At 72.6% G+C, this 20,073-nt stretch carries 19 protein-coding genes and 2 pseudogenes; 10 read left to right on the forward strand and 11 right to left on the reverse strand.

Annotation, left to right across the window (positions count from 1 at the left end):
- Positions 1-41 precede the first annotated feature (41 nt).
- A complete protein-coding gene (locus tag IE178_RS07705) occupies positions 42-1,013 on the forward strand; it encodes a GlxA family transcriptional regulator (RefSeq protein WP_193511713.1) in 972 nt (323 codons plus the stop codon).
- Positions 1,014-1,055: 42 nt separating this feature from the next.
- Here IE178_RS07705 and IE178_RS07710 read toward each other — a convergent pair whose 3' ends face one another.
- The 3 genes from IE178_RS07710 to IE178_RS07720 form a co-directional block, all read right to left on the reverse strand.
- Positions 1,056-1,313, reverse strand: a complete 258-nt coding sequence (locus tag IE178_RS07710) for a DUF5133 domain-containing protein (RefSeq protein ID WP_193511714.1) — start codon at positions 1,311-1,313, stop codon at positions 1,056-1,058.
- A 112-nt stretch (positions 1,314-1,425) separates the two neighbouring features.
- Entirely contained in the window at positions 1,426-3,195 is a 1,770-nt protein-coding gene (locus IE178_RS07715; protein ID WP_193511715.1) for an ABC transporter ATP-binding protein, read from the reverse strand.
- 306 nt (positions 3,196-3,501) lie between these two features.
- Positions 3,502-4,359: an aldo/keto reductase gene (locus IE178_RS07720; RefSeq protein WP_184762735.1), complete on the reverse strand. Its 858-nt coding sequence runs from the start codon at positions 4,357-4,359 to the stop codon at positions 3,502-3,504.
- Between the two features lie 269 nt (positions 4,360-4,628).
- Between IE178_RS07720 and IE178_RS07725 the strand changes: the two genes are divergently transcribed.
- A complete protein-coding gene (locus tag IE178_RS07725; protein WP_184762734.1) occupies positions 4,629-5,051 on the forward strand; it encodes a VOC family protein in 423 nt (140 codons plus the stop codon).
- Positions 5,052-5,062: 11 nt separating this feature from the next.
- Here the strand turns inward: IE178_RS07725 and IE178_RS36895 are convergent.
- Positions 5,063-5,527 (reverse strand): annotated as a pseudogene (locus IE178_RS36895) (substrate-binding domain-containing protein); the annotation flags it as partial.
- A 197-nt stretch (positions 5,528-5,724) separates the two neighbouring features.
- Between IE178_RS36895 and IE178_RS07735 the strand changes: the two are divergent.
- From IE178_RS07735 to IE178_RS07745, 3 genes are all read left to right on the forward strand, one after another.
- Positions 5,725-6,615, forward strand: coding sequence for a Gfo/Idh/MocA family protein (locus tag IE178_RS07735; RefSeq protein WP_193511717.1), 891 nt, complete (start codon positions 5,725-5,727; stop codon positions 6,613-6,615).
- A gap of 385 nt (positions 6,616-7,000) precedes the next feature.
- Positions 7,001-8,206: a glycoside hydrolase family 64 protein gene (locus IE178_RS07740; RefSeq protein ID WP_193511718.1), complete on the forward strand. Its 1,206-nt coding sequence runs from the start codon at positions 7,001-7,003 to the stop codon at positions 8,204-8,206.
- A gap of 226 nt (positions 8,207-8,432) precedes the next feature.
- Positions 8,433-8,639 carry a hypothetical protein gene (locus tag IE178_RS07745; RefSeq protein ID WP_184762731.1) on the forward strand — a complete coding sequence of 69 codons (207 nt, stop codon included), beginning with the start codon at positions 8,433-8,435 and terminating at the stop codon, positions 8,637-8,639.
- Positions 8,640-8,730: 91 nt separating this feature from the next.
- Here the strand turns inward: IE178_RS07745 and IE178_RS07750 are convergent, their stop codons facing one another.
- The 5 genes from IE178_RS07750 to IE178_RS07770 all read right to left on the reverse strand — a co-directional run bounded on the left by IE178_RS07750 (position 8,731) and on the right by IE178_RS07770 (position 15,047).
- Positions 8,731-9,219: a DUF5709 domain-containing protein gene (locus IE178_RS07750; RefSeq protein ID WP_184762730.1), complete on the reverse strand. Its 489-nt coding sequence runs from the start codon at positions 9,217-9,219 to the stop codon at positions 8,731-8,733.
- 122 nt (positions 9,220-9,341) lie between these two features.
- The gene (gene prcB / locus IE178_RS07755) at positions 9,342-10,187 is read right to left on the reverse strand and encodes a proteasome subunit beta (RefSeq protein WP_193511719.1); all 846 of its coding nucleotides are present in this window, start codon (positions 10,185-10,187) and stop codon (positions 9,342-9,344) included.
- A gap of 98 nt (positions 10,188-10,285) precedes the next feature.
- Positions 10,286-11,782 carry a hypothetical protein gene (locus tag IE178_RS07760; protein ID WP_193511720.1) on the reverse strand — a complete coding sequence of 499 codons (1,497 nt, stop codon included), beginning with the start codon at positions 11,780-11,782 and terminating at the stop codon, positions 10,286-10,288.
- Between the two features lie 176 nt (positions 11,783-11,958).
- A complete protein-coding gene (locus IE178_RS07765) occupies positions 11,959-14,313 on the reverse strand; it encodes a glycoside hydrolase family 65 protein (RefSeq protein WP_193511721.1) in 2,355 nt (784 codons plus the stop codon).
- Positions 14,310-15,047, reverse strand: coding sequence for a beta-phosphoglucomutase family hydrolase (locus tag IE178_RS07770; RefSeq protein WP_184762726.1), 738 nt, complete (start codon positions 15,045-15,047; stop codon positions 14,310-14,312). The genes IE178_RS07765 and IE178_RS07770 overlap by 4 nt, the downstream gene beginning before the upstream one ends.
- Positions 15,048-15,139: 92 nt before the next feature.
- Here IE178_RS07770 and IE178_RS07775 point away from each other — a divergent pair, with 92 nt between their 5' ends.
- The 3 genes and pseudogenes from IE178_RS07775 (at position 15,140) to IE178_RS07785 (ending at position 17,420) form a co-directional block, all read left to right on the forward strand.
- Positions 15,140-15,829, forward strand: coding sequence for a nucleoside/nucleotide kinase family protein (locus tag IE178_RS07775; RefSeq protein ID WP_193511722.1), 690 nt, complete (start codon positions 15,140-15,142; stop codon positions 15,827-15,829).
- Positions 15,830-15,845: 16 nt separating this feature from the next.
- Complete coding sequence (locus tag IE178_RS07780) at positions 15,846-16,349, forward strand: GNAT family N-acetyltransferase (RefSeq protein WP_184762724.1); 504 nt, start codon at positions 15,846-15,848, stop codon at positions 16,347-16,349.
- Between the two features lie 51 nt (positions 16,350-16,400).
- Positions 16,401-17,420 (forward strand): annotated as a pseudogene (locus IE178_RS07785) (phospholipid carrier-dependent glycosyltransferase).
- 9 nt (positions 17,421-17,429) lie between these two features.
- Here the strand turns inward: IE178_RS07785 and IE178_RS07790 are convergent.
- Both IE178_RS07790 and IE178_RS07795 read right to left on the reverse strand, forming a co-directional pair.
- Positions 17,430-17,843 (reverse strand): DUF3662 domain-containing protein, encoded by a 414-nt coding sequence (locus tag IE178_RS07790; RefSeq protein WP_193511724.1) that lies wholly within the window; start codon positions 17,841-17,843, stop codon positions 17,430-17,432.
- 53 nt (positions 17,844-17,896) lie between these two features.
- Complete coding sequence (locus tag IE178_RS07795; RefSeq protein ID WP_184762721.1) at positions 17,897-18,058, reverse strand: hypothetical protein; 162 nt, start codon at positions 18,056-18,058, stop codon at positions 17,897-17,899.
- 166 nt (positions 18,059-18,224) lie between these two features.
- Between IE178_RS07795 and IE178_RS07800 the strand changes: the two genes are divergently transcribed.
- Both IE178_RS07800 and IE178_RS07805 read left to right on the forward strand, forming a co-directional pair.
- Positions 18,225-19,142, forward strand: a complete 918-nt coding sequence (locus IE178_RS07800) for a MurR/RpiR family transcriptional regulator (RefSeq protein WP_184762856.1) — start codon at positions 18,225-18,227, stop codon at positions 19,140-19,142.
- 391 nt (positions 19,143-19,533) lie between these two features.
- A complete protein-coding gene (locus IE178_RS07805) occupies positions 19,534-19,908 on the forward strand; it encodes a hypothetical protein (RefSeq protein ID WP_193511726.1) in 375 nt (124 codons plus the stop codon).
- Positions 19,909-20,073 lie beyond the last annotated feature (165 nt).

The following is a 20,073-nucleotide window of genomic DNA, read 5'->3' on the forward strand; positions in this document are numbered from 1 at the left end:
CGGTTCGGGGGCGTGGCGGGAACCCGCCTATCGTGGCGGTCATGCACTCCGTGGCGATCCTGGTTCTCGATTCCGTCGTGCCGTTCGACATGGCGGCGCCCATGCAGGTCTTCGACTGGACACGGCTGCCCGACGGCCGGCATCCCTACCGGGTCCGGCTGTGCGCCGAACGGCCGGAGGTGGTCGCGGACGGCGGGTTCACCCTGCGGGTCGACCGCGGGCTGGAAGCGCTGGCGGACGCCGACACGGTCATCGTCCCGGGCCGCGCCGAGGGCGCCCCGCCGCCGTCGCCCGCCGTGCTCGCGGCGCTGCGGCAGGCGGCCGGGGCGGGCACCCGGATCGCCTCCGTGTGCGTGGGCGCCTTCGTGCTGGCCGAGGCCGGGCTGCTGGACGGACTGCGCGCCACCACGCACTGGGTGGCCGCCGACCAGCTCGCCCGCGCCTTTCCGCGCGTCGAGGTGCAGCCCGACGTGCTCTATGTCGACAACGGACAGATCCTCACCTCGGCCGGCGCCGCCGCCGCGCTGGACATGTGCCTGCACATGATCCGCCGGGACCTGGGCTCGGCCGTGGCCGCGAACGCCGCCCGGATGTCGGTCATGCCGCTGGAGCGGGAGGGCGGCCAGGCCCAGTTCATCGTGCACGAGCACCCGCCCGTGCCCCGTGGCTCGGCCCTGGAACCCCTGCTGGACTGGATCGAGGACAACCTGGCGCACGAGGTCACGCTCGGGGCGATGGCCGCCCGCGCCGGTATGAGCGAGCGCACCTTCAGCCGCCGTTTCCGGGAGCAGACGGGCACCACGCCGCTGCAGTGGCTGCTGCGCGCGCGGGTGCGGCGCGCCCAGTATCTGCTGGAGAACAGCGACTGCACGGTCGAACGGATCGCCCAGCAGTCCGGCTTCGGGTCGCCCACGGCGTTCCGTGAACGGTTCCGCAAGGTGGTGGGCACCACGCCGTACGCCTATCGCTCGACGTTCAACGGGAGGCGTGCCGTCACCACGAGCGGCTCGTAGCGGAAGGGGGCGGCCCGGTGGCTCAGACGCTCGACGACAGCGTCAGGAAGCCAGGGGCAGGCCACCCTCCCCGCCCGCCTCCGGGGTCCGGCCGTTGGTGGGCCGTGCCCCGACGAGCAGGGCGTCCGCCTGGGCGATGGCGTCGTGAACGCCGGGCGTGCCCATCATCACGCAGAGCCGGTGACTGACATCCTCGAGTTCCCGCGCCGCCGCCGGCGAATGTCGCTCCGCCTGAGCGATCTGCAGCGTCGCGTACCGCGTCAGCAGCTGTCTGACGACCTTTGGGTCGGTTACGAGCACGAAGCGCCCCTCTCTGGTTTTCGCTGCGTATGCCCGAACCAGGCGGAAGCACTCACCCCATTCAGTCACCTGACCGAAATTGACCGAAAACTGTCGCCCGCTGACCGGAGTGTCAGGCGACCTGGCCGCTGTGCAGCGCCGTGTACGCCCCGCCCCGGCGCAGCAGGTCCTCGTGGGTGCCGATCTCCTGGATCCGGCCGTCCGCCATCACCACGATCCGGTCGGCGCCGCGCACGGTGGACAGCCGGTGTGCCACGACGAACGTGGTGCGCCCGCGCAGCAGCCGCGCCAGGGCCTCCTGCACCAGGGCCTCCGAGCGGGTGTCCAGCGCCGACGTCGCCTCGTCGAGGACCAGCACCTTGGGGTCCCGGATCAGGGCGCGGGCGATGGCCAGGCGCTGCCGCTGCCCGCCGGACAGCCGGGCGCCGCGTTCCCCGACGAGGGTGTCGAGGCCCTGGGGCAACCGGTCGACGAACTCCAGCGCGTTGGCGTCGCGCAGCGCGGCCCGCACCGTCTCCTCGTCGGCGTCGTCCATGCCGTAGGCGACGTTCTCCCGGACGGTGCCGTCGAACATGATCGACTCCTGGGGCACCACCGACAGGAAGCGCCGGTAGGTGCGCAGGTCGAGGCTGTTCATGTCGGTCCCGTCGAGCAGCAGCCGGCCCGAGGTCGGGCGGATGAAGCCGATGACGAGGTTGAGCACCGTGGACTTGCCCGCCCCCGAGGCGCCCACCAGAGCGATGGTCTCCCCCGGAGCGACATCGAGGGTGAAGTCGCGCACGGCGGGACGGCCGTCGCTCTCGTACGCGAGGCCGACGTTCTCGAAACCGATCGCGCCGCGCAGGGCGGTGAGCTCCGCCTTGCCCTCGTTGTCCTCCAGTTCGGGAGCCTGGAGGACCTCGCCGACCGAGCGGACGGACTCCAGACCCTTGGTGATGACCGGGGCCAGACCGGCCAGCGTGGTCGTCGAGTTGGTGAGCGTGGTCAGGAAGGCGCTGAGCATCACGACGTCGCCCGCGGTGACGCCCCAGACGTCGTAGTACGAGATCAGCGCGGCGCCGGCCAGCACCAGCACCCCCACCACGTTGAGGACCACCCAGGCCAGCGATCCGAACCGGCCGTTGACCAGGTCCAGGCGCATCCCGGAGGTGAGCAGCCGCTTCAGGGTGCCGTCCATCCGGCGCAGCGCCTTGCCTTCCAGGCCGTGGGCGCGGGTGACGGGAATGAGCCGCGTCATCTCCGTCACCCGGGAGGACAGCGCCTCCACCTCGTGGCGGAAGTGCTCGTTGTGCGTGCGCAGCCGGGCCCGGAGCCGGGCGACGAGCAGGGCCGCGGCGGGCACGACGATCAGGAAGACGGGAAGGAACTCCGGGGTGCGGATCGCGATGATGACGAATCCGCCGGTGAGCACGGTGAGTGCGCCGAGCCCGATCTCCGCGGTCTGCTGGACCATCTGCTCCACGGTCTCCACGTCCCGGACGACCTTCGCCTGGAGCACGCCGGCGCTGACGCGGGAGTGGTAGCCGATGGAGAGCTGCTGCATGCGGGTGCACAGGGCGGAGCGCAGGGCCGTGCCCATGCGGCGGACGCTGCCGTACAGCAGACGGACGTACAGCACGTGCAGCGGATAGTTGACCAGCAGGATGAACATGATGACGCCGGTGCTGGTCCAGAGCCGGGAGATCGGCTGGTGCTGCACGACGGTGTCGATGATGGACGCGGTGATCAGCGGCAGCAGCCAGACGGGACTGTGCTTGACGGTGAAGACGACGACGGCGCCGGCCAGCCGGCGGCGGTCCGCCCGGAGGAGATAGGCGAGGGTGCGGATCGGATGCTCGCCCCGGTAACGGTGGTCGAGCGGTCTTTCCAGCGACGTCGCCATCAGTGGTGGTCCTCCCCGGTGAGCCGGCGTGTGCAGTAAGCGCTTTCTCGCCTTGCGTGCCCGGAGTACACCAGGCACGCGAGGTGTTTCGTCGGCGGCGTCCACCGCCTGAGACGGGCCGCGCCGGCCCTGGGCCTGTCCGACCGTTCCCGCTGTTGCCCGAGGGACGGCTCCGCGGCGTCGGGTGCGTGCTCTCGGCGTGCCGGCCCCTGGCCCTCGTCCTGGAGGTACGTGGGTCAGGGGCCGGTGCGGTGAGAGTGCGTGCCTGGCGTCGCGGAGCAGACGGGAAGGGTCGGACAGGCCCTCTCAGGCGGCGTCCAGCTCCGCAACGTCCTCGGCCGTCAGCACGAGGTCCGCCGCGCCGATCGAGTCACGGATCGACTCCGGCCGGCTCGCTCCCGGGATCGGTACGACGACCGGCGACTTGGCGAGCATCCAGGCGAGGCACACCTGGTGCGCGCTCACCCCGTGCGCCCGGGCGATCCGCGCGAACGGAGCGTGGGTGGCGGCGAGTTCACCGGCCCGGGAGATGCCGCCGAAGGGGCTCCAGGGCAGGAACGCGATGCCGAGCTCGTCGCACAGGCGCAGCTCCGGCTCGCTGGAGCGGAAGGCCGGGGAGAACTGGTTCTGTACGGAGACCAGCCGGCCGCCGAGGATCTCGTCGGCCTGCCGGATCTGCTCCGGGTCGGCGTTGGAGATGCCGGCCATGCGGATCTTTCCCTCGTCCAGCAGCTCGCGCAGGGCGCCGACGGACTCCGCGTACGGGACACGGGGGTCGGGCCGGTGGAACTGGTACAGGCCGATGGCCTCCACCCCGAGCCGGCGCAGGGACGCCTCGCACGCGCTCTTCAGATGTGCGGGGCTGCCGTCCCTCGTCCAACTGCCGTCACCGGGGCGCAGATGACCGCCCTTGGTGGCGACCAGGACGTCGCCACCCCGCTCGTGGGAGGCGAGGGCCTTGGCGATCAGGGTCTCGTTGTGGCCGACCTCGTCGGCACCCACGTGGTAGGCGTCCGCTGTGTCGATCAGCGTGACGCCTGCGTCCAGGGCGGCGTGGAGGGTGGCCAGGGAGCGGGCCTCGTCCGGGCGCCCCTCGATCGACATGGGCATGGCGCCCAGTCCGATGGCGCTGACCTCGACGTCACCGATACGGCGGGTGTGCATAGTGCGCGTGACCTCTTCCGGCTGTCGTTCCGCGGTCCTTGGAAGGCATGGGGAAAGCGCGTACCAGCCTGGTCGCGGTCCGGCCGGAAATCCAATAGAAGAAACCGAACGCATTCAGCAGGCGGGGCGCTGAATCGGGTGCCCGCCGCCGACAGCGTCGCCGCGCGGCTGTCTCGGGCGCCCGCCGCCGGCAGCGTCGCCGCGCGGCTGTCTGTGCCCGGCGTTACGCTGCGCGCAGCCGAACTTCTGCACCCTTTCGGGAGGTATGTATGGCCTCGACCCTCAACCCGTATCTGAGTTTCGACGGGGACGCACGGCAGGCGATGGAGTTCTACCAGGACGTCTTCGGCGGCGAGCTGAGCCTCCATACCTACGGCGAGTTCGGCGGGCCGGGCGCCGAGAACGCCGAGAACGCCGACAAGATCATGCACGGCATGCTGAAGACCACCGAGGGCTTCACCCTCATGGGCGCCGACATGCCGCCGGGCATGAAGCACTCACCGGGCAACACCTTCGCCGTGAGCGTCAGCGGCGAGGACGAGTCCGCGCTGCGCGGCTACTGGGACAAACTGTCCAGCGGCGGCTCGGTGTCCGTGCCGCTGGAGAAGCAGATGTGGGGGGACGTGTTCGGGATGTGCGCGGACCGCTTCGGCGTCCCCTGGATGGTCGACATCAGCCGGTCCGAGGGCTGAGCCCACCAGCGGACCGGCTCGGGGTCCAGCACCGCCTCCCGCGGCGGTGTTGCTCGTCCCGCAGCCGCTCCGCGGCGAACCGCACAGCGTGCTCGGCCATCGGACCGGCGTCCTGGCGGACGGCGGTCAGGCCGACGGCGTCATGCGGGACAGGCGGCTGTCGTCGTAGCCGACCAGCGACAGACCGCCGGGGACGCCGACGCCCGCCCGGGTCATGACCGTCGACGAGCCCATCGCGCACCGGTCGGCGCCCGCGAGGTCCGCGGTCGGCAGCGGCGGTCCGCCTTCGCCTTCCACCGACAGCCGACAGCCGGTGGCCGGTGGCCGGTGACTGACAGCCGGTGGCCCGTCTCGCCCCCGGACCGCTCGGTGTGCTCGCCGGGGATCACCACGGCTCGGAGTCCCGCGCGTGGCGGCGCATCGCGACCCGGCAGGCGCGCCGTCGCGCGTCCGGGCCGGGTACCGCGTCCGCCGTCGTGGGCCGCGGCCTGCCCGACCCGTCCACCGGTGAACCCGCCCTCCGGCGTCGGCCACCCCGCGGGCTCCGCGGCTCCCGGTGACCGGCTGTTGACATCACCTTTCGACAGGATCATCGTGCTGACCCGGAGCACGTCGGGAGAGCGCGGGGACAGACGGTCCGGCGGCGGACGCCGGCCCCAAGAGAGGCGGCGGCATGCGGATCGGACTGCTCGGCACCGGACCCTGGGCGCAGGTGGCACACGCCCCCGCGCTGAGCGGGCACAGGGACCTGGAGTTCACCGGCGTGTGGGGCCGCCGGCCCGACGCCGCCCGGGAGCTGGCCGACCTGCACGGCACCCGGGCCTACGACGACGTGGAGGCACTGTTCGCCGACGTGGACGCCGTCGCCGTCGCGCTGCCGCCGGCAGTGCAGGCGGAGCTGGCGGTGCGGGCGGCGCGGGCCGGATGCCATCTGCTCCTCGACAAGCCGCTGGCGCCGACGGTCGCGCAGGGGCGGGCGGTGGTCGAGGCGGCCGAGGAGGCCGGGATCGCCTCGGTGGTCTTCTTCACCACCCGCTTCCAGCCCGGACCCGAGGCATGGATCACCGAACAGGCCGGCACCGGCGGCTGGTTCACCGGGCGGGCGCAGTGGCTCGGGGCAGTGTTCACCGCCGAGGACAATCCCTTCGCGGCCTCGCCGTGGCGGCGGGAGAAGGGCGCCCTGTGGGACGTCGGCCCGCACGCCCTGTCCGTACTGCTTCCGGTGCTCGGCGACCCACGGCGGGTGACGGCGGCGGCATACGGCCCCGGTGACACCGTCCATCTCGTCCTCGACCATGTGAGCGGTGCGTCGAGCAGTCTCACCCTGAGTCTGACCGCTCCCCCGGCCGCGGCCGGCGCCATGGTCGAACTCCGCGGCGAGGCGGGGGTCACGGTCCTCCCGCAGGCCACGCAGGGAGCGGTCCCGGCCCTCAGCCGGGCCCTGGACGCCCTCCTCGCCGCGGCCGGCACCGGCACTCCCCACGCCTGTGACGCCGCGTTCGCCCTCCGGGTCACGGAGATCCTCGCCACGGCGGAGACGCTGCTGCACAGCGGAGCGCGCTGACCGCGTGCCGCGGCCGGCCCGGAGGTTCGACCCCGGACCCGGGCCGGCGTCCCGGCCCGTCACCCCGGACCGGCTGCGGAATGGAGCGCTTTCAACGCGCTCCGTGTTCGCCCGGATCGGGCGCCTTAAGCCACCCTTAAAGGCCGGTTAAGCCCTCGTGGGCTCTTCGTCATTGTTTCAAGTAGGCCCAGGTCACAGCGGGTTGGGGACAAGTCGGACCATTGGCGGGGACCGTCGTGGTCCCTACCATCGAGAGCGCGCGCCGGTCCCGACCAACGACATGAGAGCGCTCTCAGCGCAGCAGGACGCGTCTCTGGTGTCCGTCCCTCCCCACGTCGGCCGGCGCGGTCCGAAAGCCGCACGAACACCCCAGGAGACCCCCCACATGACTCCTCGTCACCAGCGCACCCTCGGCCGCCGCAAGGTCCTCTTCGCCCTCGGCGGCGCCGCCGTGGCCGTCCCCGCCGCGGCAGCGCTCGCTCCGCACGCCCTCGCCGGGCAGTCCGACGGGCGGAAGGCCGCCGCGACGGCGGCGGGGCCCCTGCCGCTGACGATCGCCAACGACAGCGGTTCCTTCGGCAACGAGAACGTGCACCTCTACATCGTGGGCAACGCGGACGGCCGGCAGGTCCGCGTCACCCCGGAGGGGACCCTCGCCCCGATCGCCGCGTCGGACAACGGCCCCGACGGCTTCACCGACTACGCGATCAGCCTGGCCGGAAGCGGCGAGACGAAGCTGTCCCTGCCGTACATGTCCGGCCGGATCTACGTGTCCCTCGGCGAGAAGCTCAAGTTCAAGGCCGTCACGGACGGCAACGGCAACGCGGCGCTGCAGTACCCGGCCGGCTGGGTCACCTCGGACCCCAACTACGGCGTGCTGCACGACTGCGCGGAGTTCACGTACAACTCCTCGGGCATGTTCTGCAACACGACGATGGTCGACATGTTCAGCGTGCCGCTGAGCATCCGGCTGACGGGCGCCAAGGACCAGACGACGGGCACGGTGCGCGAGGGAGGCCGCGCCGCCGCGTTCGCCGCCGTCAAGGAGATGGAGGCGTTCTCCCGGCTCGTCGTGGACGACACCCGGATCATCGCCCCCGGCCACGGTCTGGACGCCGGTCTGTTCGCCGAGGACTACCTCGCCCCGTACATCGACGAGGTGTGGAGCACCTACACCGGCAAGGACCTCAAAATCACCACCAATGCCGGTACCTTCACCGGCCGGGTGCGCGGCGACCGGTTCACCTTCGACGGACCCGCCCAGGTCTCCTTCGGCAAGCCGTCCACGCGGGACGTCCTGTTCTGCGACGGTGCCCTCGCCGCCCCCAACGACGGCACCACCGGTCCGGTCGCCGCGGTGCTGGGCGCCGGCTTCAACCGCTCCACGCTCCTCAGCCACCCCGACCAGCCGACCACGGACCCCTCGGTCTTCTACGCGACCGAGCTCACCAACCACTACTCCAAGGCCATGCACACGGCCACCGAGGACGGCAAGGCGTACGGCTTCGCCTTCGACGACGTGGCCGACTTCGCCTCGTACATCCAGGACACGGCCCCGACGGGCCTGCGGCTGACGCTCTCGCCCTTCTAGGGCCTGTCTGTCCTCGGGCGGGCCTCCCGGTGCGCTGCCCGGGCCGGCACTGCGGGAGCAGGTTTCCCGTCGGCCCGGGAAGGTACCCCGGCATCCAGGAGGCGGCCCTTCACCGCGGTGCCGCGGGCGTTCCGGATGCACGGCGGGCCCCCGCGTTGAATGGTGATATCGGACCCGATGACAGCACCGGGGCCGCAACAGCGATCCGGACCCGAGGAGCCAGAAGATGTCGACGTCCCAGCCCGACGCGTCCCGGCAGCCCGAGGACCGCGCCACCCCGGACAGCCTGCTCCACGCCCGCACCGGCACGGATGTGTCGCCGGAGGACCTGGTCCTCGCCTCGGGCAAGGACCTCACCCCGCAGAACCTCGACTGGGCCCGGCGGAAGCTGGCCGAGGAGGGGCCCGCCGCCCTCGACAAGATCCTTCCCTGAGATTCCCGCAGGCCCTGCCGGTGGGGCAGGACACGGCGCCGCCGGTCCGGTGCGATGGTGCACCGGACCGGCGGCGCCGTGAGGGCTCGGCTCAGGTTCTGTCCTGATCGTCCGGGAGCGCCGTCTCGTCCTCGATGACGTGTACGGCGGCCTCCTCGGCGCCGGCGGCCCCTCCGTCGATGCCGACGTCCTCGGCGACGCTCTCCTTGGTGGTGTCGGTGTGGGCGCCCTCGTCGGGGGCGACCAGGCGTCCGGCCCGGCCGGTGCCCGCCTCCGGGTCGACCGGCTCGCCCTCGCCGCCGGGAAGGTCGCCCACCTCGTCCCCGACGGGCACGGACGCGTCCGGCACCTCCTGGGCCAGCCGTTCGTCGAGGGTCTCCCCGTCGTGCTGCTCGGCGGCCGTGGTGCCGTGCTTGGTGACGCCGAGCGGTTTCTCCGGCGGCGAGTAGCCCTCGTCGAGGGTGTCGTCGTAGGACCGTTCGTCGAGGGCGTCCTGCATGTCGAGCGGCGCGGCGTCCTCCTGCTCCTCGTTGCTCCCGGTGGGCTGGTACGCGTCGTCGGCCATCGGTTCGGTGCCCATGGCTGCCTCCCTGTCACGCTGCGTCGGCTCGTTCCTCCGCGGGTGTCAGATCCGCGTTTCCCGTCACGCGATCTCTAACCCAGTGCGCCGGACGACAGGGAGCGTCACGCGCGGTGCGGAGGTCACACGGGCGCGTTCGGCCCGTCCGGCCGGGACTGCCGCCGCTCGACCACGGCGAGGCTCAGCCGCCGGGTCTCCGTTTCGGCGAGCCGCTCGTACCCGTCCCCGGTGATCACCGACACGACCGGGAAGATGCGGCGGGCGACGTCCGGGCCACCGGTCGCGGAGTCGTCCTCGGCCGCGTCGTAGAGCGCCTCCAGGGCGACCAGGGCGGCCTCGTCGCGCGACATGTCCGGCCGGTGGAGCTTCTTCAGCGCTCCCCTGGCGTACGGCGATCCGGAGCCCTCCGCGTGGAAGCCGAACTTCTCGTAGCGGCCGCCGGCGGCGTCGAAGGAGAAGATGCGGCCCCGCGCGCCCGCGGGCGCGGTGGTGTCGTAGCCGGCGAGGAGTGGGACGACGGCGAGACCCTGCATGGCCTGGCCGAGGTTCTGGCGGATCATGGTGGCCAGCCGGGTCGCCTTCGCGGCGAGGGTCATGGGGATGCCCTCGATCTTCTCGAAGTGCGCGAGTTCGACCTGGTAGAGCCGCACCATCTCCAGGGCGATCCCCACGGTGCCGGCGATCGCGATCGCGGTGTGGTCGTCGGCGGGCAGCACCTTCTCCAGGTCGCGCTGGGCGATCAGGTTGCCCATCGTGGCTCTGCGGTCGCCGGCGATCAGCACGCCGTCGCGGTAGGTGAGGGCGAGGATCGTGGTGCCGTGCGGGCTCTCCGGGGCGCGGACCCCCTGGGGCAGGGTGCGTGTGCCCAGCAGCTCGGGGCGGTGGACCGCCAGGAACTCGGTGAAGGACGAGGTCCCCGGAGTGAAGAACTCCTCCCCCAGCCGCCCTTCGTGATCGCTCCCCGCCATGCCGCACTCCCCCTCGTCGCACATCCGCGTTCCGACAACCGAGTCCTACCTGGACCGGGCGCGCGGGAAACACCGCCGGCGGTACGGGGTGATCGCCGTCACCCTGCGGTGCCCGGACCGGGCGCGGGGGCGATACGCACCTGGAGGTCGCCGATCCGGTGGGCGGGCCAGGCACGGGCGTAGCCGGGCGGTGTACCGCCGGGGCCGGTGAGCGTGGCGACGGGGATGCGGTCGGCGGTGCGCAGGATCTCGGCGGCCGTGGTGTTCTCGTTGTTCCCGGCGGTCGCACCGGAGGAGCAGCCGGCGTAGTAGCCGACGGGAATGGCCTCGTGGCCGGTGATCAGACAGGGTGGGCGGACACCGAGCCGGTGCAGCCGGCCGGCCATGCGGGCCCAGTCGCGGCGGCTGTCGGTGTTTCGGTCCACGGTGTGCACGAGGACGGCCAGCTGCACCGTCAGATGGCCGGCCAGCCCGAGCGCGACCAGGGCCCCGACGGTCGGCCGCCACCTCCCGCGCGGCGCTGTGAGCAGGTACCACAGCGCGTCGGCGACCGGGATCGCGAGCAGGGCGTAGGCGGGCTGGAGGAAGCGGGGCGCCGCGTATCCGATCATGAACAGGTACGGAAGTGCGGCGGTCGTGGCGCAGACCAGGGGCACCAGGGTGCACAGGGTGCGCCGGGCCCGCACCGCGACGATCAGCCCGAGCACGGCGAGCACCGGCAGGACGAACCACCACAGGGTGATCACCGGGTGCGGCATCGGCCCCGTGCACGGACGGCACAGGGCACGCCCGCCCAGGCTGCGCAGCTGGTCACCGACGGCGATCTGCACGCCGAGCCCGCCCTGGACGCGGGAGGCCTCGGCCAGCCGCTCCCCCAGGCCGCCGAATCCGGCGTACGCCTCGATCACCCACTCGGCCGCGCCCGCCACGAGACCGCCGACGAGGGCGAGCAGCAGCCGCCCGTGCCGGCCCGCCAGGGCGAGGACGAGGAGCGGGACCGCCACCCAGACGGCATCGGTGGGCCGCATCAAGGCCATGAGCACGGCCCCCGCCACGACGCCCCACAGCGGGCCGCCGGCCGAGCGGTCCACGCGGTGGCGCAGGAAGCAGCCGGTGGTGATCAGCGCGCCGGTGGCGACCCAGTAGTTGGGCATGGCCTGGGGACCGTAGAAGAGCGTCACCCACAGGGAGGCGAAGAAGGCCCCGGCGGTGACCAGGACCCGGGTCGGGAACAGGCCGCGCCAGGAGCGCAGGGCGAGGTAGAGGCCGAGCCCGGACAGTACGGCGAGATGGACGCGCAGCAGCACCGTGGACGAGGACCAGGACGCGACGGGCGCCACCAGCAGGGAGACGCCCCGCGAGCGGGGGGCGCTGAAGAAGGCGGCGGGGTGGTGGGAGGTGACCTGGCTGATGTAGACGATCTCGTCCCAGCCGAGGCCCAGCACCGGCCGGACGAGGGCGAGTTGGGCGAGGGTGAAGACGGCGGCCGGCACCGCGAACGGCCAGGCGCCGCGCGTGCGCCGGGAGGCGCCGGGCGCGGGCCGGTGTCCTGCTCGCCGGGTGCCGGCGAGGAGGGCACCGGTGCCGTCGGTCATCGTCCGTCCCTCGTCCCGCGCGTCATGGGTCCCGGCGGTCCACCGGCCGTGCGGTCCACGGACCGGGGGTGAAGGGAACCGGGCTTCCGGAGAACACGGACAAACTAACCCGCACGGGGCGGGCACGCAGGGCGGGATACGGCCAACCGCGTCACCCGCCCCGGTGCCCGCCACCGTCAGCGCGGGTGCGGTCCGCGGTGCGGGGGCTGCTCGGGGGCAGGGCGCGGCGTGGACGGCGGGACGGGCCGTTCGACGGGGGCGTCCTTGCGTACGGTCAGCTCGGTGCCGTGGTGACGGAGGGTCAGTGGGGGGCCGGAGCGCAGCGTGTACGTGGCCCGGTCGGGCGTGACCTCGACACGCAGGCACCGGCCGAGGAACCGCAGGGTGAAGGCCAGACGGCCGAGCCTCGACGGCAGCCGCGGGGTGAACCGGAGGCTGCCGTCGTCCCAGCGCATGCCGCCGAACCCGGCGACCAGCGCCGTCCAGGTGCCGGCCAGGGAGGCGATGTGCAGTCCGTCCCGGGTGTTGTGCTCCAGGTCCGCGAGGTCCATCAGGGCGGCCTCGGCGGTGTAGGCGTGGGCCAGGTCCAGGTGGCCGGTGCGGGCGGCCAGGACGGCCTGGACACAGGCCGACAGCGAGGAGTCCCGTACGGTCAGCGGCTCGTAGTAGGCGAAGTTGCGGGCGATCTGCTCCTCGTCGTGGTTGTCCTCGAAGAAGCCGGCGCAGGTGTGCATCGCCAGCACGAGGTCCGCCTGCTTGATCACCTGTTTGCGGTAGAGGTCGAAGTAGGGGAAGTGGAGCATCAGCGGGTACTGGTCGGGGCGGGTGCCGGCGAAGTCCCAGCGCTGGTAGCGGGTGAAGCCCGCGTGCTGTTCGTGTACGCCGAGTTCGTCGTTGTAGGGCAGGTGCACGGCCTCGGCTGCGTCCCGCCAGCCGGCGCTCTCCTCCTCGTCGACGCCGAGCTCCGCCGCCCGGTCGGGGTGGCGTTTGCAGGCGTCGGCGGCGGCCAGCAGGTTCGCCCGGGCCATGAGGTTGGTGTACGTGTTGTCGTCGGCGACGGCGCTGTACTCGTCCGGTCCGGTGACCCCGTCGATGTGGAAGACGCCCCGGTCGTCGTGGTGGCCGAGGGAGCGCCAGAGGCGGGCGGTCTCCACCAGCAGTTCCACGCCGGTGTCGTGTTCGAAGCGCTCGTCGCCGGTGGCCTGGACGTAGCGCACCGCGGCGTCGGCGATGTCGGCGTTGACGTGGAAGGCGGCGGTGCCGGCCGGCCAGTAGGCGGAGCCCTCCGAGCCCTCGATGGTGCGCCAGGGGAACGCGGCCCCGCGCAACCCGAGTTGGGTGGCGCGCTCACGGGCGACGGGCAGGGTGGTCTGCCGCCAGCGCAGCGCCTCGGCTGCGGCGTCCGGCGCGGTGCAGATCAGCAGGGGCAGTACGAAGACCTCGGTATCCCAGAAGGCGTGACCGTCGTAGCCGGAGCCGGTCAGTCCCTTGGCGGGTATCGCACGCCGTTCGGCGCGGGCGCCTGCCTGCAGGACGTGGAAGAGGGCGAAGCGGACGGCCTGCTGGATCTCCTCGTCGCCGTCGACCTCGACGTCGGCGCGGGCCCAGAAGTCGTCGAGGTACGCCCGCTGTTCGTCGAGAAGCCCCTGCCAGCCGCTGTGCGCGGCGGCCGCCAGCGCCGCCTCCACCTGGTCGCTCATCGCGGGCCGGGAGCGGGCGCCGGACCAGCCGTGGGCGACCAGTTTCTCCACCCGCAGCCGCTGCCCCGGTTCCAGCACCGACGTGACGGTCAGCCGGGCCACGTCCACGTTGCTCTCGCAGCCGGTCGTGGTCCGTTCGGGGCCGTCGATGGTGTGGTCGGCGGCCACGGCGACCCGGAGGCCGCTGCGCCGGGTGCGGTGCACCAGGCGCAGCCGGTGGTCCTCGGCGACGTCCTCCTCCGGTTCCAGCGGGGACTTCAGGGCGCGCGCGGCGCGCGGGTCGCCGTCCGGTCCCGGCAGGCTCTCGTTGGCGACCAGCTCGGACTGCACCACCACGCGCGTCCGGCTGTCGACGGGCTCGACCTCGTAGGCGACGGCGGCGACGGCCCGCTGGGTGAGGGAGACGAGGCGGGTGGAGCGCACCCGGACCGTGGACCCGGCCGGGGAGGTCCATTCGCAGACCCGCTCGAGGACGCCCCGGCGCAGGTCCAGGGTCCGCTCGTGGCTGACGAGCCGCCCGTAGCGCAGGTCGAACGGTTCGTCGTCGACGAGCAGCCGGATCACCTTGCCATTGGTGACGTTGATGACCGTCTGGCCCGACTCCGGGTAGCCGTAGCCCGCCTCGGCGTAGGGCAGCGGGTGCAGTTCATGGACGCCGTTGAGGTAGGAGCCGGGCAGGCCGTGCGGTTCACCCTCGTCGAGGTTGCCGCGCCAGCCGACATGGCCGTTGGACAGCGCGAACACGGACTCGCTCTGCGCGAGGACGCCGAGGTCCAGGCTGTGTTCGCGCACGGTCCACGGTTCGACGGCGTACGCCCGCTGTGTGATCACTGCTCACCCCCGAGTTCGGCCAGGTCCGTCACGACCCGGTCGGCGCCGTGCGCGTACAGCGCGTCGGTCTGGCCCACCCGGTCCACGCCGACGACGTATCCGAAGTGCCCGGCGCGGCCCGCGTCCATGCCGGCCAGCGCGTCTTCGAACACGGCGGCCCGGGACGGCTCGACGCCGAGGTCCCGGGCGGCGGCGAGGAAGGTGTCGGGTTTCGGCTTCCCGGGCAGGCCGCGCTCGGCGGCGACCACACCGTCGACGCGCACGTCGAAGAGGTCCTCGGCACCGATCGAGCGCAGCACGTCACGGCAGTTGGCGCTGGAGGAGACGATCGCGGTGCGCAGTCCGCGGGCACGGACCGCGGCGAGATAGCGCAGGGTGCCGTCATAGGCCTGCACGCCGTCGGTACGGATCTTCTCCAGCAGCAGCTCGTTCTTGCGGTTGCCCAGGCCGTGCACGGTACGGGCGTCGGGCGGGTCGTCGGGTTTTCCCTCGGGCAGTTCGATGGCGCGGGAGGCGAGGAAGGTGCGGACGCCGTCGGCGCGCGGGCGGCCGTCGACGTACTCGTCGTAGTCGGCGTCGCCGAAGGGCCGGAAGGCTTCGCCGTCCCGCTCGCGGAGGAAGGCGTCGAACATCTCCTTCCAGGCGGCCGCGTGGACGACGGCCGTCTTCGTGACGACGCCGTCGAGATCGAAGAGGCAGGCGAGAATGTCATCGGGCAGACCCAGATCCGTCATACAGGACACCGTTCCCCGTGGGGCGCCGAACAGTGAGTGGCGCGGGCCACATGGCGGCAGGCCCCGGCCGCGCAAGTGACACACTTGCCCGTGTGGCGCTGACCTTCGACGACCTCCTCCGCCGTGCCCGCTCCCTGCCCCGGGACGGCCGGCGCGCGATCCTCGGCATCGCCGGCAGCCCGGGCGCGGGGAAATCGACGCTCGCCGGGCATCTGGTGCGGGAGCTCAACGGCAGCGGGCAGCCGTGGGTCGCGCACGTCCCCATGGACGGCTTCCACCTCGCCGACGCCGAACTGGACCGTCTGGGCCGCCGGGACCGCAAGGGCGCCCCGGACACCTTCGACGCGGCGGGATACGCGGCGCTGCTGGGGCGGCTGCGCGAGGAAGCGGACGACGATGTCGTGTACGCCCCCGGGTTCGAACGGGGGCTGGAGCAGCCGCTCGCGGGAGCACTGCCGGTACCGCCGGCCGCCCGGCTGGTGGTGACGGAGGGCAACTACCTGCTGCTGGACACCGGCGCGTGGGCGCGGGTCCGGCGCCGGCTCGACGAGGTGTGGTTCTGCGTGCTGGACGAGGAGGAGCGGCTGCGGCGGCTGATCGCCCGGCACGAGGAGTTCGGCAAGAGCCATCAGGAGGCGGTGGCCTGGGTGCTGCGCACCGACGAGCGCAACGCCGAGCTGATCGCCCCGACTCGGGACCGGGCCGACCTGGTGGTACCGGAGTCCGCGTTGCCGGGCGCGTCCCGGCCGGTGAAACCGGCTGGACGCGGTGCGCCCCGTTGACGCAGGCTCTCCTCCCGTGATCAGAGAAGCCACCGTGCACGACGTCCCCGAGATCCGCGCGATGATCCGCGAACTCGCCACCTACGAGAAGGCGGCCGAGCAGGCCCGCGCCACCGAGGAGCAGCTCCACGCGGCCCTGTTCGGCGAGCACCCCGCGGCCCGCGTCCTGATCGCCGAGGACGACGGGACGGGAGAGGTCGCCGGGTTCGCGCTGTGGTTCCCGCGCTTCTCGACCTGGACCGGTACGCGGGGGATGCATCTCGAGGACCTGTACGTCCGCCCGCACACCCGGGGCGCCGGGCACGGCAAGGCGCTGCTGGCCGCGCTCGCGGCGATCTGCCGGGGACACGGTTTCGAACGCTTCGAGTGGATGGTGCTGGACTGGAACGAGCCGGCGATCGCGTTCTACGAGGGGCTCGGGGCGGAGCTCCTGGAGGAGTGGACGCTGTGCCGGCTGACCGGCGGCCCGCTCGAGGAACTCGCCGCGCGGGCACCGGCTGTGGTGCGCGCGGCGCGCTGACGGCGCCGGTGTCCCCCCAACCGCGCGGGGCCGGTGCGAGAGTGGAGGCCCATGAGGGCTCTTGCGGCGGCGGTCGTACGGGATGCGGTCGTCGGTGCTGACGGCGGGCCCGCGCCGGGGCGCGCGGGCCGGCGGTGGGCGGTGGCCGTTGTGGTGGTGCTGCTGCTCGGGCAGATGGCCGCGGCGATGGTCACCGCTGCCGTGCGGCAGACACCGACGATCGACGAGCCGGTGTACGTGGGCACGGCTGCCGTGTATCTGAAGGAGCACAGCCTGCGGTACAACCCCGAGCATCCGCCGCTCGGGAAGCTGGTGATCGCCGCAGGGGTGGCGCTCGCGGATCCGCACCTCGACACGGCGTTCGACGGCGATCAAGGTGAGTTGGGGCGGCGTCTGCTGTACGAGTCGGGCAACGACCCGTGGCGTCTGATGCTGTGGGCGCGCCTGCCGGTGATCGCCCTGACGCTGCTGTTCGGGCTGGTGGTGTTCGCCTTCGCCCGTGAACTGGCGGGCAGGGCCGGGTGTTTCAGCCGCGCTCGCGCTGTACTGCCTCTCCCCCGACGTGATCGCGCACGGCTCACTGGCCACGCTCGACGTGCCGGCCGCCGGGTTCGTCCTCACCTCGGTCTGGCTGCTCGTGCTCGTGGTGCGGTGGCGGCGGGTGCGGGTGGCGACGGCGGTGCTGGTGGCGTGCGTCGCGGTGAGCTCGCTGCGGACGTTTCCCTACTATCTGCCGTACTCCAACGAGGCGTTCGGCGGTCCTTCGAAGACCCGTTCCCGGCTGCACGACTCCAACGTGGACTGGGGCCAGGACCCCGGCCGGCTCGCCGACCGGCTGCGCCAGCGGTACCGCGGGGAGCGGATCTGGCTGGTCTACAAGGGCAGCGGGGTGCCCTCGTCGTACGGCATCGACGCCGCCCACCCGCGCCGGGTGCCGCCCGCCGAGGTGCGCGGGGTCCTGGTGGTGTCGGACTCCGCGGCGGCCAGGGCGACGGGCGGCTGGCCGAGTTGATCGAGGGCAGCCGCCCGGTCGACGACGTCGGTCACTCGATCACGGTCTACCGGCGTTGACCGGGGCCGTCAGCCGGGTCCCGGCTGCCCCGCCCGCTGGAAACCGTCGGCGCTCACGTGGGGCATCACGCTGCTCGCCACGCGGTAACGGCCGTTGGGCACCTCGGCGGACCGGCTGACGTGCACGGCGAGCGGGCCCGCCCATTCGTAGCCGTGGCGCGCGGCGTGCCGGGCCAGTCGGTCGGTGAGCGCCTGCCCCACGCGACTGCCGCGGCGCGTCAGTTCCTCGTGCACCGGGGCGGGCAGTTCCACCTCGTAGGCGTTGGGGACGAGCACCCGGCCCGCTCGGCACACCACGGCGTTGCTGTCGCACTCGCGCCGGAGGGCGTCGACGAGTTCGACCGGCTCCCGGCCGAACATCCGCGCCCACAGCGCCTCCCACCGGTTCTCCAGGGCCTCTTCCAGCGCGCTCAGGGCGCTCATGCTCTCACCTGCCGAAACGTAGTCCCGTCGAGGACGGGGATGTGAGGGACGGTCTAGCGTTCGTCGAAGTCGTCGGGCCGGATCTCGGCCTCCTCCAGGGCCTCGCGCATCGTGCGGCCGGTGCCGCCCTGATCGCGCGCGTCCTTGTGCTCCGGCCGCTCGACGGTGTCGTCGGTGTCCCGGGTCTTCGGCCGGTTCTCCTCGGGGACGGTCATGTCTGCTGGCTCCTCGTGTGCCGGGTGCTTCGATGCGTCGGCGGGTTCCCAGAGAAGGCGCGGATATCCCCGGAGAGGACGGGCCGGTGCACTCCTGCGAGAAGCACTGGCCGCCACGGTGCGTGGGCTATGTTGAACCCTCGTGGGAGACGAACGAGGCGCACCGGTGCGATCGCCGCAGCAGGCACGCGCACAGGCGTCCGCGATCACCTCGGGAAAGGCGCGCCAGGACACGGAGGTGTCCCCGACGGCCCAGCTCCGCACGTTGTTCGACCGGCCCCGTCTCTCCCCCGGCCAGCGACGCATCGCCCAGTACCTGATCGAGCACATCACCGAGGCGGCGTTCCTGTCGATCACGGATCTCGCGGACCGGGTCGGGGTGAGTCAGCCCTCGGTGACCCGGTTCGCCTCGGCGGTCGGCTTCAGCGGTTACCCCGCGCTGCGGGAGAAGGTCCAGTCGATCACTCTCGGGACCCGTTCCGGCGGCCCCGCCGAGGAGGTCCGGGGCAACGAGCTCCAGGCGGCCGTGGACGCCGAGATCGAGAATCTGGAGAACCTGAGGCGGGACTTCGCCGACGCCGACCGGGTCATCGAGGTGGGCCGCGGGCTGTCCGCGTCCACGCCGCTCACCGTCCTCGGTCTGCGTATCTCCGTCTCCCTGGCCGAGTACTTCGCCTACGCCGCCCGCCGTATCCACCCGGACGTACGGCTGGTGACGCGGGGCGGCAGCGTCGCCTACGACGCGCTGTTGCAGTCGCGAGAGGCGGGCGGCAGCTGGGTGCTGGCGTTCTCCATGCCGCGGCACGCCCAGGAGACCCTGACGGCGGTGCGGGTGGCCCGCAGCGCCGGGCTGAAGGTCGTGCTGATCACCGACCTGGCGCTGGGCCCGATCGCGGACGAGGCCGACATCACCTTCGCCACCGGCACCGGGTCACGGCTGGTGTTCGACTCCTACGCGGCTCCCGGCGTGATGTGCGCGGCGCTGCTCCAGGCCATGACGGACGCGGATCCCGAGCGGACGCAGGCCCGGCTCGACGAGTACGAGCACGTCGCCGACGAGCACCAGTTCTTCCTCAGGGACTGAGCCCGCCGAGGGGCCACAAAGGGAGCATCCGCATCAAAGCGCACATGAATGTTTTCATACGTCTTGAAAACCAGATGGCATATATAAATACTGCTCACGGATCGCGACCCGGCCACTCCGGACCGCGTTCCACCGCCCTCGCCCTCACCCGCTCCGCCCGGAAAGCCGACGGTCCGCCCATGCGCTGCCAGCACCATTCGCCGCGGACGGCACCGGTCCCGACCGGGCACCCGCGCGAACACCCGAAGCCGCCGGCTCCTACCCGCTCCCGCGGCCACGGTGTTCGGCCGGGCCTCCCCTGCCCGGCCGCTCGTGGCGGCCCCGGTCATCCCCTGGGCCGGGGCCGTCCCGCCCCGTCGTCCACCCCGGCGACGCCGTACACCCGGAAGCGATGATCATGCCCCTGACGTCCACGCGCCTCAGTCCCGACTGGCCCTGCCAGGTCAAGGCACCCGGCAGCTACGACTGGGAACGCTCGGCGGCCAAGTGGCTGCGCGAGCTGGTGCCTGCGCGCTACGCGAGCTACCCGGCGCTCATGCGGCACCCCGTCCTGCTGGCCCGGCACGCACAGATCCAGGTCGAGCACGAGATCCGGGTGGCCCGGACCGCCCTGCAGACCGCCCGGGCCGATCTGCCCCGGCTGGGACTGCACGAAGGGGTCATCGAGCACACGATCAAGCTGTACGCGGCAGAGGTCATGCAGCTCCAGCACATCGCCCGCAGCGTACGCGCGGTCACCGAGGCCCTGGCCGGCACCGGCCGCTGACCGCGCTTCCGCCCGGCACGCACCGGGCCGGGCTCCGGGGCATCCGCCGGGTCGGGCGAGCCCGCGGCAACGCCTCGGCACGCGCCGCGCCGCCGGGCCGGGCAGGTCCGCAGGTGGGCGGGGCGGCGCCGGAGGAACCCGCCGGCCCGGGGCGTCGGGGAATCC

This window comes from Streptomyces griseoloalbus, assembly GCA_014650015.1.
GTDB lineage: Bacteria > Actinomycetota > Actinomycetes > Streptomycetales > Streptomycetaceae > Streptomyces > Streptomyces griseoloalbus.

Coding starts and splice junctions, on each gene's coding strand:
- IE178_RS07705 (WP_193511713.1), top strand. CDS start 42: ATGCACTCCGTGGCGATCCTGGTTCTCGATTCCGTCGTGCCGTTCGAC.
- IE178_RS07715 (WP_193511715.1), bottom strand. CDS start 3,195: ATGGCGACGTCGCTGGAAAGACCGCTCGACCACCGTTACCGGGGCGAG.
- IE178_RS07720 (WP_184762735.1), bottom strand. CDS start 4,359: ATGCACACCCGCCGTATCGGTGACGTCGAGGTCAGCGCCATCGGACTG.
- IE178_RS07725 (WP_184762734.1), top strand. CDS start 4,629: ATGGCCTCGACCCTCAACCCGTATCTGAGTTTCGACGGGGACGCACGG.
- IE178_RS07735 (WP_193511717.1), top strand. CDS start 5,725: ATGCGGATCGGACTGCTCGGCACCGGACCCTGGGCGCAGGTGGCACAC.
- IE178_RS07740 (WP_193511718.1), top strand. CDS start 7,001: ATGACTCCTCGTCACCAGCGCACCCTCGGCCGCCGCAAGGTCCTCTTC.
- IE178_RS07745 (WP_184762731.1), top strand. CDS start 8,433: ATGTCGACGTCCCAGCCCGACGCGTCCCGGCAGCCCGAGGACCGCGCC.
- IE178_RS07750 (WP_184762730.1), bottom strand. CDS start 9,219: ATGGGCACCGAACCGATGGCCGACGACGCGTACCAGCCCACCGGGAGC.
- prcB (WP_193511719.1), bottom strand. CDS start 10,187: ATGGCGGGGAGCGATCACGAAGGGCGGCTGGGGGAGGAGTTCTTCACT.
- IE178_RS07760 (WP_193511720.1), bottom strand. CDS start 11,782: ATGACCGACGGCACCGGTGCCCTCCTCGCCGGCACCCGGCGAGCAGGA.
- IE178_RS07770 (WP_184762726.1), bottom strand. CDS start 15,047: ATGACGGATCTGGGTCTGCCCGATGACATTCTCGCCTGCCTCTTCGAT.
- IE178_RS07790 (WP_193511724.1), bottom strand. CDS start 17,843: ATGAGCGCCCTGAGCGCGCTGGAAGAGGCCCTGGAGAACCGGTGGGAG.
- IE178_RS07795 (WP_184762721.1), bottom strand. CDS start 18,058: ATGACCGTCCCCGAGGAGAACCGGCCGAAGACCCGGGACACCGACGAC.
- IE178_RS07805 (WP_193511726.1), top strand. CDS start 19,534: ATGATCATGCCCCTGACGTCCACGCGCCTCAGTCCCGACTGGCCCTGC.